This is a genomic window from Acinetobacter lwoffii (genome assembly GCF_022809915.1).
Lineage (GTDB): Bacteria > Pseudomonadota > Gammaproteobacteria > Pseudomonadales > Moraxellaceae > Acinetobacter > Acinetobacter lwoffii_M.
The window spans coordinates 38234-54548 of the sequence record NZ_JALGQY010000012.1 but is presented as its reverse complement, the minus strand read 5'-3'; the positions used below and the strand labels follow the sequence as shown (position 1 = coordinate 54548).

Here is a 16315-nt window from a genome sequence, read left to right as displayed (position 1 = left end):
CGCATTGCCTGACTTTTTTTATGCCTTATGTATCAGGCACTTTGTGGAATCCCTTGCGGAATGGCACTGAGTAAACGCTTGGTATATTCATGCTGTGGGGATTGATACAGCTCATCCGAATTGGCAATTTCCACCAGCTCCCCATGATTCATCACCATGATCTGATCAGAAATATATTTTACTACCGACAAATCATGCGAAATAAAGATATAGCTCAGTCCAAATTCATCCTGTAAATCTTGTAGTAAATTCAGCACCTGCGCCTGTACTGATACATCCAGCGCCGAAACCGATTCATCACAGATTAAAATCTCGGGTTTTAAGGTCAGGCAACGTGCAATTGCAATCCGCTGGCGTTGACCACCAGAAAACTCATGCGGATAACGATAAAAAGCCTGTGCAGGTAAGCTGACCCGCTCCAGCAGATCCAAGGCCATTTGTTTGCGTTCAGCATCATCCTGACCAATTTTATGAATCTGCATCGGTTCCATCAGGATTTGTCCAACAGTAAAACGTGGATTTAGAGAAGCATAGGGATTCTGGAAAATGATCTGGATTTTACGTTGATACTGGGTAAATTCCTGTTCCGACATGTCCAGAATGTCCCGACCCTGAAACAGTGCTTTACCGCCCGTAGCCTGTTGCAGACGCATCAGCAATAAACCGATGGTGGTTTTACCCGAACCGGACTCCCCGACCAGCCCTAAGGTCTTGCCTTTGGCCAGTTGGAAAGAAATTCCTTTTACTGCTTGAAACTCATCTTTGCCAAACAGTCCTTTACGACTATAAAAAGATTTTTTCAGATCCCGTACATCCAGAATAATTTCCTCTCCGCCTTTTAGTCCACGTGAACGTTGCGGAAGCTGAGTATTCAGGCGGATATCTTCCAGCCAGGTTGAGCCATCCTGTTTCATAAAATCACTAATCATCGGCAAACGTAGCGGACGTTGCGAGAGTTGCGGGCGGCAGTGCAACAAGGCTTTGGTATACATGTCCTGAGGCCGGTCCAGCACCTCCCGAACCGGACCTTGTTCACGGATTTCCCCATGGCGCATCACAATCACCTGATCGGCAATTTCACCAACCAATGCCAAATCATGGGTAATAAACAGCATCGACATCTGACGACGCTGACGCAGCGATTCCAGCAAGTCCAGAATCTGCTTTTGAATAGTCACATCCAGAGCGGTGGTCGGTTCATCTGCAATCAACAGTTTCGGTTCACAGGCAATAGCCATGGCAATCATGACCCGTTGCTGCTGTCCACCGGAAAGCTGCCCCGGATAGGCATCAATTTTAGTTTCTGGCGCAGGGATCCCCACTTCTTTGAGGAGCTCCAGGGTACGTTGCCGCGCCTGTTTTTTATTCATGCCTAAATGTAGTTGCAGGATTTCTGCAATCTGCATGCCTACTGTAAATACCGGATTTAGCGAAGACATCGGCTCCTGAAAAATCATGGCAATGTCTTTGCCACACATCTGGCGCATTTCACGGGTTTTAAGCTTGAGCAGGTTTTTCCCTTCAAAGATGATCTGGCTATCTTCTGAAATACGTGCGCTTTCTGCCGGAAGCAGGCCCATAATGGCGAGGGAAGTGACCGACTTGCCACTTCCCGATTCGCCTACCAGTGCAACTGTGGTATTGGCCGGAATCTCGAAAGAAACCCCTTTTACAGTCTCAATATATTCTTTATTTTCACCTTTAAAACTGACTCGTAGATTTTCTACGCGAAGTAGCGCAGGTGCTGTGCTTGGATTGATTTCAGACATCGTTGCGCTCCTATTTCAGTTTTGGATCTAATGCATCACGGAGTGCATCGGTAAACATCGAGAAAGCAGTTACCAATACCGCCATGGCGATTGAGGCTGCCGCCAGTTGCCACCATTTACCCAAAATCAGCTCGCTTTGCGCTTCATTTAGCATACTGCCCCATGACACTACCCCGATAGGCACACCGAAACCAAGGAAGCTCAAAATGACTTCAGACTTGATAAATGCCACCACCAGAATAGACATCTGTACCAGGGCAATATGGCTGACATTGGGAAAAATATGGACAAACATACGACGCATATTACTCACGCCAATCGCCTTGGCAGCCAGCACATATTCACGTGCCGTATGTTTCATGTATTCGGCACGAACCAAACGGAAGACCCCGGTCCAGCCAGTCAGACCTAAAATCAGGATGATTGATAAAATACCTTTTTGTTGTAACACTGCGGCAATCGCCAAAACCAGCAACAGATAGGGAATCGAAGTAAAGATATTATAAAACCAGTTGAGAAGATCATCGACCCAGCCACCAAAGTAACCTGCTATTGCACCCAGTGCAGTTCCAATCAGTACAGCGACAAAGGCTGCAATCAGTCCAACCAGAATCGAGGTTTCAGCCCCCTTGATGGTTTTCTGTAAAACATCCTGTCCCCATTTATCGGCGCCGAAGACCAGACTTTGCTTGAGTTCCCCACTTTCATCCATCAGCTGGCCGCCGAGCTCCTGATTAATGGCCTTCATGTCTTCTGCCAGCGGATCGACCACTCCATAATAATCGATGCCTGCACCAGCACCCTGCTCAGCAGCAATTTCAGCATTCAATTCAGCAATGACATCTTTTAAAGGATCAACTGGATTGACTGGTAGAGGTACAGATTCTGCGCCCTGCTCTGTATCAGATACAGCCGGAACTGGCGCTGCACTGATAAAACTCGGCGGTGCATAGCTGACCGCCACTTCTTTATTCCAGTCTTTGGCAATCAGGCCGCTCATTGACAGTACCAGCAGCAGCAGATAAAACAGCACCACATACAGGGAAAACATGGCAATCCGGTCACGTTTCAAACGGCGCATGGCCAGTTGCCATAATCCTGTTGAAGCCGATTCAGGTGCTGCTTCAGCCGCTTGTTCTTTTTTAAATATCGCACTCAGCATAATTCACCTACTTCAACTGTACACGCGGATCGACCCATTTATAGATCAGATCGGCAATCAGGTTGAATATCATGGTCGCAGCAGCGACATAGACCGTAATGGCTTTAATCACAGGAAAATCGGAACGTTCTACCGCAATAATAACTTCACGGCCAATTCCCGGAATACCAAAAAAACGTTCGATCAGGAAAGCACCGATCAGCAGTGCCGGAAGTCCTGCCATCACATCGGTAATAATCGGAATCGAAGCATTGCGCAAGACATGCACGCCCATGATACGGTTTTCACCCAGGCCTTTGGCACGCGCAGTACGTACATAGTCCTGATTGACTTCATCCAGTACAAAACTACGATACAGGCGTAGTGTTGGTGCGATACTTACCACCAACATAATCAGCACAGGTAACAAGGCATATTTGAAAAGATTATCGGCAAAATTATCGCTCCAGCCCTGTACCGGGAACCAGCTCAGTTCATAGGCCAGGAAATATTGGAACACGATGATGTAAACCAGAATACTGATCGACATACCGATCGTACACAGCATCATGATCATGCGATCTGTCAAAGAACCACGAACCGAAGCCACACCCAAAGCCAAAATGATAGAAATAATAGTTTGCAGAATGGTCAGTGGAATCAGAATGGTCAGTGAGGGCCCCAAACGGGTGGTGATAATCTGTGCCACCGATTCTCCGGTACTCCAGCTCACCCCATAATCAAAGGTTAAAATCTGCTTGATAAAGATCCAGAGTTGTACGTAATACGGTTGATCCACACCCAGTTGCTGACGGATGTTTTCAATCTGTTCCGCATTGGCCATTTTACCGGCCAGAATATAGGCAGGGTCTCCGCCTACCCAGTTAAACAGCAGGAAAATCAGCAAAATCACCCCGAGCATGGTCGGGATCATTTGCCAAAGCCGTCGAATAATATATGCCAGCATCGCTTGCCTTCCTTAATTTTTTCCAGAGATTTCATTAAAGAAAGCTTTGCTGTCCGGATCACGACCCAAGAAGTCTTTCACCATTTGCTCGCCATGCTTTTGACCACCTTGAGCCAGGACCGTATTGCGATAATGCGCACCGACTTTCTTGTCCATCAGCTGATCGCCAAAGGAGGAAAGCATATCCAGGGCAATGACCTCAGACCACATATAGCTGTAGTAACCTGCCTGATAGCCGCCCATCAGATGCCCGAACTGTCCCGGGAACTGCTGACCGTTAACATAACCCAAGGCAGTTTTACCTTCCATATCCTGCCAGAGTTTTAAAGGCTCAATGTTTTTTGCATCTTTACCATGCAGGGCCATATCATATTGGGCATATAAAGCCTGACGGGCATAATGCAGGCCTCGGCCGTAATTCTTCACATTCTTTAAGCGCTCGGTCATGGCAGCATCCACCCGAGGACATGCTGGCTCACAGTAATCTGCTACTTTTGACAAGGTTTCCAGACGGCGTGCCCACTCTTCATACATCTGTGATGGTGCTTCTACAAAGTCACGCTCTACCGAGGTACCAGACTGTTCTGTATAGCGGGTCTTCGAAAGAATCCCGTGCAAGGCATGACCCATTTCATGCACAAAGGTTTCCAGTTCATTGCTGTTCAAGCCCTTACGGTTAAAATTGGTCACCAGTACCGATACCGGACGACGCTGATTCAGGGTACTGCCGCCATAAGCTCCCCAGACAGCTGCATGCCCATATTTGCCTTCACGCGGGTATTTATCAACATATAATCCGCCCAGGAATTCGCCCGTAGCCTTGTCATGTACCGCATAATATTCCACTTCATCATGCCAGGCCTTGACTTTCACCGGATTGAACTCAATGCCATAGAGTTCCGAAGAAATAGCGAATAACCATTTTTGCGATGCTTCTGTCGGGAAATAATCCCGCAATTTTTCCTGGTCTACCTTGTATTTGGCCTGACGCAGTTTTTCACTCCAGTAACCCTGATTCCAGCGTGTAATTTCTGCTTTCTCTAATGGAACTTTTAAAGTTTCAGCCTTGAACTGGCGTAATTGTTCTACATCCTGCTTTTCTAGAGGTGCAACTTTGGCATAAACCTCATCCAGAAAACCGTTCACCGCTTCCGAAGTTTTGGCCATGCGGAATTCAAGCGCAGAATGGGCATAGCTTTCCTTGTCAAAAAGTTGTGCCATTTCATAACGCAGATCAATGGCCTTTTTCATGAATTGCAAGTTTTGTTCGGTCCCGCGACGCGTGTAAGCGGTCTGGTAACGTTTGCGTGCTTCATCACTTTCTGCCAGCTCCATAAAAGGCTGGTATTCCGGATAATCAAAGCCGAGCAGATAATTGCCCTTTTCATTTTTCTTTAAATTTGCGATGTAACTTTCTGGCAGGCCTTTCATTTCAGCTGGAGTAAATTCAACTTTTTCAGGGTTATCCCGCACATTTTTGGAAAAGTCCTGTCCCAGTTTGGTACTTTCTTCAATAATTTCTTTCAGTCGTTTCTGTTTTTCTGCACTGAGTTGTACCCCGGTGTTCTCAAACTGCTCCAGAATATCTTCTAAAAATTTCTGATCAATCGGATCACTGGCTTTCAGTTTCTTGAACTGGGCATACAGTTTAGGATTCTGATACAGGGTGGTCTGGTATTTGCTGATTTTAAGTTCACAGTCATCGGCTGCCTGACGCAATGCAGGATCCGGATCGACATTACTGTACAACCCTACTGCAGCACCGAAATCACGGGCTTTGGCATGCAATTCATCCCATTCAGCCAGATAAGGCCCGGCCTTGGCTTTATTTTTAATTTTCTTATTTTCAAATATCTGGATATCTTTTTGCATGGAGGCCAGACTGGCATCACATAAAGACGGAATTTCTGCAGCCTTGAATAATGGCAGCAGCTGTACTTGGGTATCTGCCGCTACACCTTGATATCCCCCCATCATCATTAAACATAAGGTACTTAATTTTAAAGATTTTGATTTCATATTCATCTCCAGATTTTTTCTTACTTTTTCGTATTAATATCGATATACATCCATTCTGAAGACAGAATCGGATGGGACTTATGTCCAATAATTTGGGGTTGGGTCAAAGCGTTACGGTAGGTGCTATAGAGCATCAGGGTCGGCATGTTGACTTCCAGAATTCGGGTCATTTTGCGGTAGAGCAGATCACGCTCCGGACCTGGCGGCATGCTCTGGGTTTGTTCGTATAGACGGTCGAATTCAGGATGCTTGAAACAGGCATTGTTGGTGACATTGACATTCTTGCCATAGAACAACTGCATAAAGTTGTCAGCATCTGGATAATCGGCAATCCATGCAGAACTCTTAAACATGGTTTTACATTGCTTTTCCAGCTTGATGCCTTCAGCGAATGGCATGGCCTTACTGGTCAGCTGAATATGGATACTGTCCAGGGTCTTTTTCCAGAATTCACCCTGCTGCTGGCCCCGACTGGTATTCCCAGTAATCAGTTCAATCACCAGAGGTTTACCTTCAGGCGTCTTTCGCCAGCCATCTGCACCGATCTTGTAGTTATAGCGGTCGAGCAACATGTTGGCTGCTTTGACTGAATAGGGAATACTGCTTTTATAGGACGGTGAATAGCCTGCTACTCCTGGGGGAATAGGCATATGCAGTTTTGCGCCATCTCCCTTAAGTAATACATTGATCATATTTTCTACAGAAAATGCCATCGCCATGGCACGACGTAAGGCAATTTTTTCTGGCGCGAAACCACCCACGACCGGGTTTTGCATATTCCAGTAATGGTAACTAATGGAGGGCTCTAAAATACGTGACAGCTTCACTCCCTGCTGAGCCAGCTCAGGCTTTAATTTGTCACCATCGAGGGCCTGTACGACGATATCGCCTTCAATTTCGAGCAGGTCCAGTTCATTTTTCTTAAATGCCAGCATCCGGGATTGCGCTTCTTCAATAACACGCACATCAATAGTGCCGATTTGAGGCATTTTTTTGCCCTGCATGGCTTTTACAATGGCCTGATCTTCTGCACCACTGGCTTTAAAGTCCCAGACAAAACCACGATAAGCTGGATTTGGTTTTAAGATAATCCGTGAGCCTGGTGTCCAACGGCTGAGCACGTAAGGGCCAGTTCCCACTGGCCTATTCATGACCCAACCCGCCTTGTCTTTATATTTTTCAATCACTTCACGAGCTACTGCAGCGGCAGGTCCATGTGCCAGCAACATCGGAAAGTTCTGATCCGGATTATTCAGCTTTAATACCAAGGTATAGCGGTCTGGGGTCTGAATACCTTCAAACGGATTTTCATAGGCTTTGCCATTCTTTTTGGTCAGGGCCATCCATGCGTCCAGCCCTTTAATTCGGCCATCCAGCAACCAGCTGTTCGGTGAATGCAGCTTTGGGTCCAATAGACGTTTCAAGCTATAAGCATAGTCATACGAAGTCAGTTCACGTTTTTTACCGCCGAAGACCGGATCATCGGCAAAGTAAATACCCTTTTTAACTTTAATGGTATAAGTCAAACCGTCTGCACTCACTTGAGGCAAACTGACTGCAGTCAATGGCACTAATTTTGCCGGCGAGGCCAGATAATCATAGGTAAATAAGGTCTCAAAAATCGCAGCATTAATCTTGGCTGAATAACGGTCATGGATATAACCAGGATCAAAACCGGTTTCAGCTGCCAGAAATACTGTTTTTAAAACCTTATTCGGGTTGGCAGGATTGCTGGCCCATGTCGGTGCACTCCCTGCCATCATCAAACCGGCCACTAACACCCCACTGGCCAGTTTTTTTAAAGTATTTTTATTCACATTCATACTGGTTCTTAATCTTCTCAAGTTATTTTTTAACAGGTTCAATATCCATATATTGCCAAACTGCTCTGGTCACCGGATGGGCTTTAAAGCCCTGTACATGCGGATGAATTAACCAGTTACGTATACGAGTATTGTGCAGAATCCATGGATTATCGGCCTCCATCTGGCGGTTCATCTGCTCATAATATGGCGTCCGCTGCTGTGGCGGCAGTTTCATTGCAGTCTGGTACAATGCGTCATAGGCTTTTGAGGTATAGCAACTCAGGTTGCCTTGCTGCGCATTTGGCCCATACAGTAATTGGGCAAAGTTTTCCCCTTCCGGATAGTCCGCAATCCAGGCCCCACCCCACATCATATGTTTGCATTGGGTGGCTTCTTTTAAATTGTCAGCAAAATTACTGACCTTGAACTCAATTCGCACCCCGATCGCATCCAGATTCTTTTTCCATAACTCTGCAGAAATCACCGAAGAGCTTGAGCTGGTTGAATTCATTTTTAGTGTCAAAGGTTTGCCATCAGGCAAGGTTCGGTAACCATCAGCGCCTTTCTTATAGCCAAAGCGGTCAAGCAGTTTATTGGCCAGTAATGGGTTATAAGCAATACTGCTTTTATACGTCGGGTCATGTCCACCCACGCCCTCTGGCAAAATCATTTCAGCTTTATCGGCATGACCTTTGTACAACTGCTGGATGGCTTCTTTCTGGTTATAGGACAAGGCGAGAGCACGACGTAAGGCAATTTTTTCCAGTGAATTTCCACCAATTAACGGATCACGCATATTCATGATGGTATAGGTAATTTCCGGTTCTTTATTCGGATAATGCAGGATGCCTTTTTTCTTGTATTCGCTTTTCAGCTGCTTATTTTCCAGTGCCTGTTCGGCGCCGCTCGCAGTGAGTTTGTCATAGTCCAGTTGTCCAGACTTTAAAGCCAACCAGCGAGACTGTTCCTCTTCAATAATACTGATTTTGACCTTGCCAATTTGCGGCATCTGCTTGCCTTGCATGGCTTTGACAATACGTTGATCCCACTCGGAACCATCGCCCTTAAAGTTCCAGACAAAACCACGATAATTCGGGTTAGCGGTCAGTTCAATACGGCTACGCGGCACATATTTGTGTAACTGATACGCCCCTGTTCCAACCGGATGCTGACCTGCCCGATGACCATAATGTTCGATCACTTCCCGGGCGGTACCACTAAAAGCCACATAGGCCAGAATATATGGAAAATTCAGATCGGAACGGGTCAGGGTAATTTGTAAGGTATATTTATCTAGTGCTTTTAAACCGGGAATAGGTGCATCGTAGTTGAACTTGCCAGTTTTTTTAGCCTGCTGGATGACCTGATCTGCCCCAAGGATTTTTCCCTCAATAAAAGAAAAAGACGGAGAATGATTTGTGGGATCCATGATCCTTTGCATGGAGTAGATATAATCACGTGCCACCAGTTCACGCTTCTTGCCCTGAAATACAGGATCAGGACTAAAATAAATTCCTGGCTTGATTTTAAAGGTATAGACTTTGCCATCCTGTTCAACCTTGGGTAAGGATTCGGCGGTATTTGGTACCAGAATTGCCGGCCGCGCCAGATAGTCATAACGCAATAAAGGTTCAAAAATGGCTTCAGCAACGCTACCACTATAAAAATTATAGGTTTTGACCATATCAAAACCATCATCAGGTGCTTCGAAAGCCAAGTTTAAAACTTTATCCGGATGTGCAGATGATTTTGCCCAAGAGGCTTGCCCCGTAGTCATGGCCAAGGCCAAAATTGTCATGCTGAAAAGTGCTGATTTCAAATTTGTACCTATTCTTGATCTTGAAGTTTTATTGCTATAGGAAGTCTTTAACACATCATCCCATATTTGCTTCAATGGATGGGTCAAAGCTGGACAGATGGAATAAAATGAACAAAGCGAATTTCATGCCATCCTCGAAAAATAACGATTTTTTCCTGTTATTAACTCAAAAAAGCTTATTTTTATTAATCATTTAAAACATTATCAATAACATAATATTTTCCATGAATCATTAATTTAATATTTATTCTTAAAATCTAGTCCCAAGCCTAGTCTGCACAAAAATAAACCAGACCTGTTTCATATTATTGCATCCTCCCACTACTTCAACCCAAGAAAATACATACATAAGCAAATGAAATATATAATTATTATCTTATTAAATTATTGTGTATTTTATGTAAAAATCATGCACCATGATTAAACTTTATTCAATTTATCTTTCCGTTTTAGATTCCATTCTTATTCATTAAATATTTATTTTTTACTTTCTCATGGTTTCATATAGAGACTTTCTTCAGATTTTAAACCCTACTCTCTTAATATTTCTTCATCAGAACTTAGTACACCTCCAAAAAAATCAAATTAAATATATTTTTTTCAATCACTTAATATTTTTTAAAATTAATAATTTATAAGTTGGCATTCGCTTTGCTTAAGTCCTCCCAGCACTACTTCACATAACAAAAGGGTGAAAATTACGATGAAAAAAAACAAATTGGTCGGATCTATGGGGGCTCCAACCGTTGGCAAAAAACTCATCAAATTAAGCGCGTTAAGCTTAAGCATGATGTGTCTTTCGCTGGCACATGCAGCAGATGAACCAGAAAACTCCGCTGCACAACCTACCAAGGTTGAGAAAGTGCGAGTTACTGGATCATCTATTAAAGGTGTAGCCGCACAAAGCGCCTCACCAATCACGATTATTAAAGGTGAAGATCTGGTGAATCAGGGGGTAACCACTGTAGAAGAAGCATTGATGAAAGTCAGTGCCAACCAAGCAAGTTATGTCACAGCACAAAATGTCGGTGCCAGTAATACCAGTGGTTCAACAGCAAATTTACGTGGTCTTGGTTCGGATAAAACTTTAGTTTTAATTAATGGTCGCCGTGTTGCAAGCAGTGCATTTGGTACCGATTCAACCAACTTAAACAACATCCCTCTCGCATTGGTAGAGCGCATTGAAGTCTTACGTGACGGCGCATCTGCAGTCTATGGTGCAGATGCAGTGGGTGGTGTAATCAACTTTATTACGAAAAAGCAATATGAAGGCGTGGGCATTACTTTAGGTGGTCAAATTCCTGAAGAAAAAGGCGGCGAAAAAATTGACGTTTCGATTTTTGGGGGATATGGCGATCTAGATGAACAAGGTTTTAATGTCTACGGTGTGATCGATTACCGAAAACAAGATACGATTTGGGCAAAAGACCGTAAAGTCAGCCGCCGTGGTGGGGTACTTCCTGAATTAGGAATTGATGGCAGTTCAGCAAATGCTTTCCCTGCAAACTTCTACGATCCTATCACAGGTATTTTGGGTAACCCTTATGGGGATAATTGTTTAAATACCAAAGATACTGTTGCTGAAGATGGTTTCTGTTATTTAAATACCCAAACTGTTATTGGTATTGTGCCTGAACAAGAGAATCTTTCTGCGTTAGGTCGCGCAACTTTCAAATTGTCAGATAACTTTAATGCGATTGGTGAGTATATCTATGCACGTGATGAAGTAACCACTTCAATTGCGCCTGATGTTTATAGTCGTAGTGTGACTTTGCCTTATGCCAGTCAATATTACCCTGGCAAAGGTATTACTCCAGCAGTTGATGGCTTGGCGACTAACACATTACAACTGTATCTACGTTCACAAGGCGGTAACCGTGTTTCTAAGTCAATTAACGAATCGAACCGTATCTTTGCAGGGATTGAAGGTGAAGCATACGGTTGGGATATGAATGGTGGTGTTACTTATGCAAAAAGTGATGCGACTGACAGTTTCGTAAGTGGTTATTTAAACCGCAGTAGAGTTCAGGCTGCACTTGATAATGGAACTTTAAACCCATTTGGCCCACAAGCAGCAGCCAATGCCGGCTTATGGAACACTTTTGATGTCAAAGGCGATACCAATCAGGCATCTTTAGAATCCACTACAATTGACTTTACCGTGAGTCGTCCAATCTACACACTGCCTGCAGGTGATGTCGGTTTTGCACTCGGTGGCAGTTTCTCCAAACAAGACTGGGAAGCAACTGTAAATTCTGAAATTGTTGCTCAAGTTCCAGGCAGTGGTATTGATCCAAATAAACCAAAAAGCTCAGGCGATCGTGACATTAGTGCAGTATTTACTGAACTCCAAGTACCTTTATTGACCAACCTGGAATTACAGTTAGCTGCTCGTTATGATGACTATAGCGATTTTGGTGACACCTTTAATCCTAAAGTGGCTTTACGTTGGGAACCAGCTAAAGAACTCATGTTCCGTACTTCTTACAGTACTGGTTTCCGTGCACCAAGCTTATATGAGGTCAATGCTCCTTCGGTCAGAACTTGGACTGGTGCAAGATATAATGACCCGATTCTTTGCCCGGGTGGTACACCAACTGAAACCAGATACCAAACTGAATGTAATACCCAGTTTATCCGTACACAAGGCGGCAATTCTGAACTAGGTCCAGAAGAGTCAACATCTTACATGGCTGGTTTTGTCTTTGAACCGATCAAAAACTTAGTTTTCACTGCCGATTACTACAATATCGAAATTGAAAACTTAGTGGGAACGATTGGTGAAGCATCAATTTTTGGTGATCCAGAAAAGTATGCTCAATACTTTGTTCGTAATGCAGAAGGTCGTATCGATCATATCTCAACTAACTTGATTAACTCCGGTGGCTTGAAAACCCAAGGTATTGATTTGAGTTTGAACTATCTTTCTCCAATGACGGCAACTGGCCGCTTCGGTTTTGGTATTGACGGTACTTATGTGATCAAAATGGATTACCAAAGCGAACCAGGCGGCGAGTGGGAAGGTTATGTCGGTGTTTATGATGACCCAGCAGTGGTTCGTTGGAAACATACTGCAAACGTGAACTGGTCTTATGAAAACTGGAGAATGGTGTTTGAACAACAGTTCGTTCGTGGTTATGAAGACTATTCGGAAGAACGTGATGTTGCTGACTACACCGTATACAACATTTCTGGTACTTACAAAGGATTTAAGAATCTGGAGCTAACTGCCGGTATTAAAAATATGTTCGATGCAGAACCACCTGCCTCTGACGTAATGGATAACTTCCAATACGGTTATGACCCACGTTATAGCGATCCAACAGGCCGCGCTTACTTCTTACGTGGTACCTATAAATTCTTTTAATTAATTACTTCGCAAACACTGCTGCCAAGCGGTGTTTGCGGTTTTCCCCGTTTAATTTTAGCCAAACAAAAAATAATGCTGCCTGTAACTAAAAAAATTTTCTCATCAGTGCACTATTTCCTGTTTGTCTTAAATTCTAGGAGTCATGATGGGCACAAAGTTTGAAGACTTAGAAAAAAACTCCGCCAAAAAACTGACTGGTATTGGGGTCGTTGTTTTTTTGCATATCCTGGTGGGCCTGGTACTCATGGCTGGTATGGCAAAAGACATTATTAAACCGACGGAACAGCCAGTTGAGCTAATGATTATTCAAGATATTAAGCCGCCTGAACCTGAGCCACCAAAAGAAACACCCCCTGAACCACCAAAAATCGTGGAAAAAGTGGCACAAGTGCCTGAGGTGAAACCGGTTGAAAAAGTAGTTCCTTTACAGAAAACACTTCCAACGCCAACCCAACCGACAACTGTTGCAGTGCCTACTCCCGTTGCAGCGAATCCTTCACCAAGTCCGATAGCAGCACCGGCTCCAGTAGTCGCAGCCGCTCCAGCACCAGCCCCTCCACCCGCTGGTGTCACTCGTGGTGTTTCACAAGGTGAAGCAGGTTGTAAACGCCCAGACTATCCACGTGATGCACTAATGAATGAAGAACAAGGTGAAGTCTTGATCTCTGTATATGTAAATACCACCGGCAAGGTCCAGGATGCCAAAGTGAAAAAGTCGAGCGGTAGTCGTGCGCTGGATCGTGCAGCATCCAAGGCCTTCAGTTTATGTACTTTCAAGCCAGCAATGAAAAATGGCGAGCCGCAAGAATCTTGGTATGACATTCCCTATGAATTTGTCCTTGACTAACAGATAAAGAAAAAAATCAGGAGATCTATGATGAAAAAATCACTAAAACCTTTAAAAAACATGACTGCTGCCGGTGTAATTGCCATGAGCACTTTATTACCTCTACAAGCAGTTTTTGCAGAACAGTCCGCTACACCCAATACCAGTGCTGTTACTGAAACAGCGGTAACAACACCTGCAACAGCGGCTACACGGACCCCACCGCCATTACCAGCTGAAGCTAAGGATGAAAAGGCTGGATATAATCCTTATGGCCTAGAAGCCATGTGGAAAGAAGGTGATATTGTTTCGAAAGTTACCTTGTTCATTCTATTGATTATGTCGATTGGTACCTGGTACATCATGATCAGCAAATGCCTGCAACAAGGCAAGATTCGCAAGCAAGCCAAGGAAGCTGAACACCAGTTCTGGGAATCGTCTTCTCTGGATAACGCAGCCCAAAACCTTAATGAAGCCAGCGTTTACCGTTTTATTGCAGAAAAAGGGATTAAGTCAACCCAAAATCATGGCGGCACATTACTTGAGCGTATTGATTTCAATACCTGGGTCACCATCTCAATTTCCCGTGCGATCGACAAAATCCAGAACCATCTGAGTGGTGGCCTGGCCTTCCTTGCGACAGTCGGGTCTACCGCACCTTTCGTTGGACTTTTCGGAACCGTTTGGGGGATTTACCATGCACTGACTGCCATTGGTGTTTCAGGTCAGGCTTCGATTGATAAAGTAGCAGGTCCAGTGGGTGAAGCACTGATTATGACAGCTATCGGTCTGGCCGTAGCAGTACCTGCAGTACTTGGCTACAACTGGTTGACTCGCCGTAATAAAGCGGTCATGGAAGAAGTCCGTACTTTTGGTTCTGATTTACACGCAGTATTACTCAGCGGTGAAATTACAACCAATAATTCTGTTAATCGTGACGTGAAGTAAGAGTGAGGCATCAGCCATGGGAATGATGGTCAATTCAAACGACAGCGATGATGAGGTAATTGGAACCATTAATACCACCCCTTTGGTTGATATTATGCTGGTTCTGCTCATTATCTTCCTGATTACTGTACCGGTTGCCATTCATACCGTACCAGTCGATCTACCCGAAGAAAGAAATGTACCGTATGAAACCAAACCGGAAAATGTTCAGCTGGCTGTCAATAAAACTGGCGATATTTTCTGGAACGAAATCTATATCGCAGATAAAACAGTTTTACTGAGTCGTTTACAGGCAGAAGCCCAGAAACGTCCGCAGCCTGAAGTGCATATTCGTGGTGATCAGTTAACACCTTATGAGGCAATTGATCAGGTGATTAGTACCACCCAACAGGCCGGTATCGGCAAAATTGCTTTTGTCACCACTCCGCCCGCTACACCTTAAGCACAAAGAAGGATTAAGTTTATGGGTATGAATGTTGGTTCAAATCAAGACGATGATGTGATGTTAGATGTCAACATGACCCCATTGATTGATGTCATGCTGGTCTTGCTGATTATGTTTATTATCACAATTCCTTTGCCGAATAACTCGATTAATATCGATCTACCGAATGGAACGCCTCCTGTAACCGATGAAAAACCGCCTGAGCTGGTGGAATTACGTCTGGATGCACAAGGTAAGATTTTCTGGAATGAACAGCCGGTAGCAAATACCCAAGCTCTGGAAAACTTATTCAAGACAGTAGCGCAAAAAGCGGATCAGGATCAGATTAAAATCAAGGCGGATCGTGCCACTGAATATAAACATATCGCTATGGTCATGGCGGCAGCTCAAAGGCTGGAGGTCAAAAAAATTGGCATTATGAGTAATAACAACTAAGTATTTTCAAGATATAAAAAACCCAGCATGTGCTGGGTTTTTTATTCATCCGGTTTTACATCTGTGACTGAATATAATTTTGCAGACCAATCAGTTCGATTAAGCGCAATTGTTTTTCTAACCAGTAAGTATGGTCTTCTTCGGTATCCGACATTTGCTGGCGTAACATATCACGGCTGATATAGTCACCTTTCTCTTCGCACAGTTTGATGCCCTGCGCCAGTTTTTCCCGCACATGATATTCAAGTTTTAGATCGGCTTTCAGGCAGCTCACCACATCCTCGCCAATCTCAACGTCATCGCGCTGCATGTTTGGTGTTCCTTCAAGGAACAGAACACGACGGATAATCGCATCCGCATGCTGGGACTCTTCTTGCATTTCGTGATCGATACGTTCAAAGATTTTGGTCAATCCCCAATCTTCATACATACGAGAGTGAATCAAGTATTGGTCACGAGCAGCCAGTTCGCCACCGATCAACATATTTAAATAATCTACGACTTCTGGATTTCCGCGCATTTGAATAACTCCCTACCTGTATTTTGCTATTATGGCGAAAAGCAATTGAATTTGCAAAGCCTAAACATGGTTAAATATTTGATTTTTATATAATTAAAATGAGAAGTACTTGCATTTACACTTTGTTCTTAATGAAATCCCATTTATAAAACAACACTTTGCACTTTCATTACGCTTGGCAATAACCTAAAACTGGCGAATAAACACATGCGTTAAAATTTGTAAATCTTAATTTTGACCAGACAGATTCA

At 44.1% G+C, this 16315-nt stretch carries 12 protein-coding genes; 5 read left to right on the top strand and 7 right to left on the bottom strand.

Annotation, left to right across the window (positions count from 1 at the left end; genetic code table 11):
- Positions 1-32: 32 nt before the first annotated feature.
- From MTX11_RS08210 to MTX11_RS08185, 6 genes are read right to left on the bottom strand one after another with little or no spacing between them, the layout of a single operon-like run.
- On the bottom strand, positions 33-1769 hold the full coding sequence (locus tag MTX11_RS08210) for an ABC transporter ATP-binding protein (RefSeq protein WP_243474866.1): 1737 nt from the start codon (positions 1767-1769) through the stop codon (positions 33-35).
- Positions 1770-1779: 10 nt separating this feature from the next.
- On the bottom strand, positions 1780-2931 hold the full coding sequence (locus tag MTX11_RS08205) for an ABC transporter permease (RefSeq protein WP_004646090.1): 1152 nt from the start codon (positions 2929-2931) through the stop codon (positions 1780-1782).
- A 7-nt stretch (positions 2932-2938) separates the two neighbouring features.
- Positions 2939-3877 carry an ABC transporter permease gene (locus MTX11_RS08200; RefSeq protein WP_004279216.1) on the bottom strand — a complete coding sequence of 313 codons (939 nt, stop codon included), beginning with the start codon at positions 3875-3877 and terminating at the stop codon, positions 2939-2941.
- Between the two features lie 12 nt (positions 3878-3889).
- A complete protein-coding gene (locus tag MTX11_RS08195; protein WP_243474865.1) occupies positions 3890-5896 on the bottom strand; it encodes a M3 family metallopeptidase in 2007 nt (668 codons plus the stop codon).
- A gap of 20 nt (positions 5897-5916) precedes the next feature.
- On the bottom strand, positions 5917-7719 hold the full coding sequence (locus tag MTX11_RS08190) for an ABC transporter substrate-binding protein (protein ID WP_243474864.1): 1803 nt from the start codon (positions 7717-7719) through the stop codon (positions 5917-5919).
- A 22-nt stretch (positions 7720-7741) separates the two neighbouring features.
- Entirely contained in the window at positions 7742-9499 is a 1758-nt protein-coding gene (locus MTX11_RS08185) for an ABC transporter substrate-binding protein (protein ID WP_243474863.1), read from the bottom strand.
- Positions 9500-10223: 724 nt separating this feature from the next.
- Between MTX11_RS08185 and MTX11_RS08180 the strand changes: the two genes are divergently transcribed.
- From MTX11_RS08180 to MTX11_RS08160, 5 genes are all read left to right on the top strand, one after another.
- The gene (locus MTX11_RS08180) at positions 10224-12887 is read left to right on the top strand and encodes a TonB-dependent receptor (protein ID WP_164542804.1); all 2664 of its coding nucleotides are present in this window, start codon (positions 10224-10226) and stop codon (positions 12885-12887) included.
- A 148-nt stretch (positions 12888-13035) separates the two neighbouring features.
- Positions 13036-13737, top strand: a complete 702-nt coding sequence (locus tag MTX11_RS08175; protein ID WP_243474862.1) for an energy transducer TonB — start codon at positions 13036-13038, stop codon at positions 13735-13737.
- 27 nt (positions 13738-13764) lie between these two features.
- Complete coding sequence (locus tag MTX11_RS08170; protein WP_243474861.1) at positions 13765-14664, top strand: MotA/TolQ/ExbB proton channel family protein; 900 nt, start codon at positions 13765-13767, stop codon at positions 14662-14664.
- A 16-nt stretch (positions 14665-14680) separates the two neighbouring features.
- Entirely contained in the window at positions 14681-15106 is a 426-nt protein-coding gene (locus MTX11_RS08165; RefSeq protein WP_004279209.1) for an ExbD/TolR family protein, read from the top strand.
- 21 nt (positions 15107-15127) lie between these two features.
- Complete coding sequence (locus MTX11_RS08160) at positions 15128-15544, top strand: ExbD/TolR family protein (RefSeq protein ID WP_004279208.1); 417 nt, start codon at positions 15128-15130, stop codon at positions 15542-15544.
- Between the two features lie 55 nt (positions 15545-15599).
- Here MTX11_RS08160 and ftn read toward each other — a convergent pair whose 3' ends face one another.
- Entirely contained in the window at positions 15600-16064 is a 465-nt protein-coding gene (gene ftn / locus MTX11_RS08155; RefSeq protein WP_004279207.1) for a heteropolymeric bacterioferritin subunit Ftn, read from the bottom strand.
- Positions 16065-16315 lie beyond the last annotated feature (251 nt).

Coding starts and splice junctions, on each gene's coding strand:
- MTX11_RS08190 (WP_243474864.1), bottom strand. CDS start 7,719: ATGAATGTGAATAAAAATACTTTAAAAAAACTGGCCAGTGGGGTGTTA.
- MTX11_RS08180 (WP_164542804.1), top strand. CDS start 10,224: ATGAAAAAAAACAAATTGGTCGGATCTATGGGGGCTCCAACCGTTGGC.
- ftn (WP_004279207.1), bottom strand. CDS start 16,064: ATGCGCGGAAATCCAGAAGTCGTAGATTATTTAAATATGTTGATCGGT.
- MTX11_RS08170 (WP_243474861.1), top strand. CDS start 13,765: ATGATGAAAAAATCACTAAAACCTTTAAAAAACATGACTGCTGCCGGT.
- MTX11_RS08200 (WP_004279216.1), bottom strand. CDS start 3,877: ATGCTGGCATATATTATTCGACGGCTTTGGCAAATGATCCCGACCATG.
- MTX11_RS08160 (WP_004279208.1), top strand. CDS start 15,128: ATGGGTATGAATGTTGGTTCAAATCAAGACGATGATGTGATGTTAGAT.
- MTX11_RS08175 (WP_243474862.1), top strand. CDS start 13,036: ATGGGCACAAAGTTTGAAGACTTAGAAAAAAACTCCGCCAAAAAACTG.
- MTX11_RS08165 (WP_004279209.1), top strand. CDS start 14,681: ATGGGAATGATGGTCAATTCAAACGACAGCGATGATGAGGTAATTGGA.
- MTX11_RS08185 (WP_243474863.1), bottom strand. CDS start 9,499: ATGACAATTTTGGCCTTGGCCATGACTACGGGGCAAGCCTCTTGGGCA.
- MTX11_RS08195 (WP_243474865.1), bottom strand. CDS start 5,896: ATGAAATCAAAATCTTTAAAATTAAGTACCTTATGTTTAATGATGATG.
- MTX11_RS08205 (WP_004646090.1), bottom strand. CDS start 2,931: ATGCTGAGTGCGATATTTAAAAAAGAACAAGCGGCTGAAGCAGCACCT.
- MTX11_RS08210 (WP_243474866.1), bottom strand. CDS start 1,769: ATGTCTGAAATCAATCCAAGCACAGCACCTGCGCTACTTCGCGTAGAA.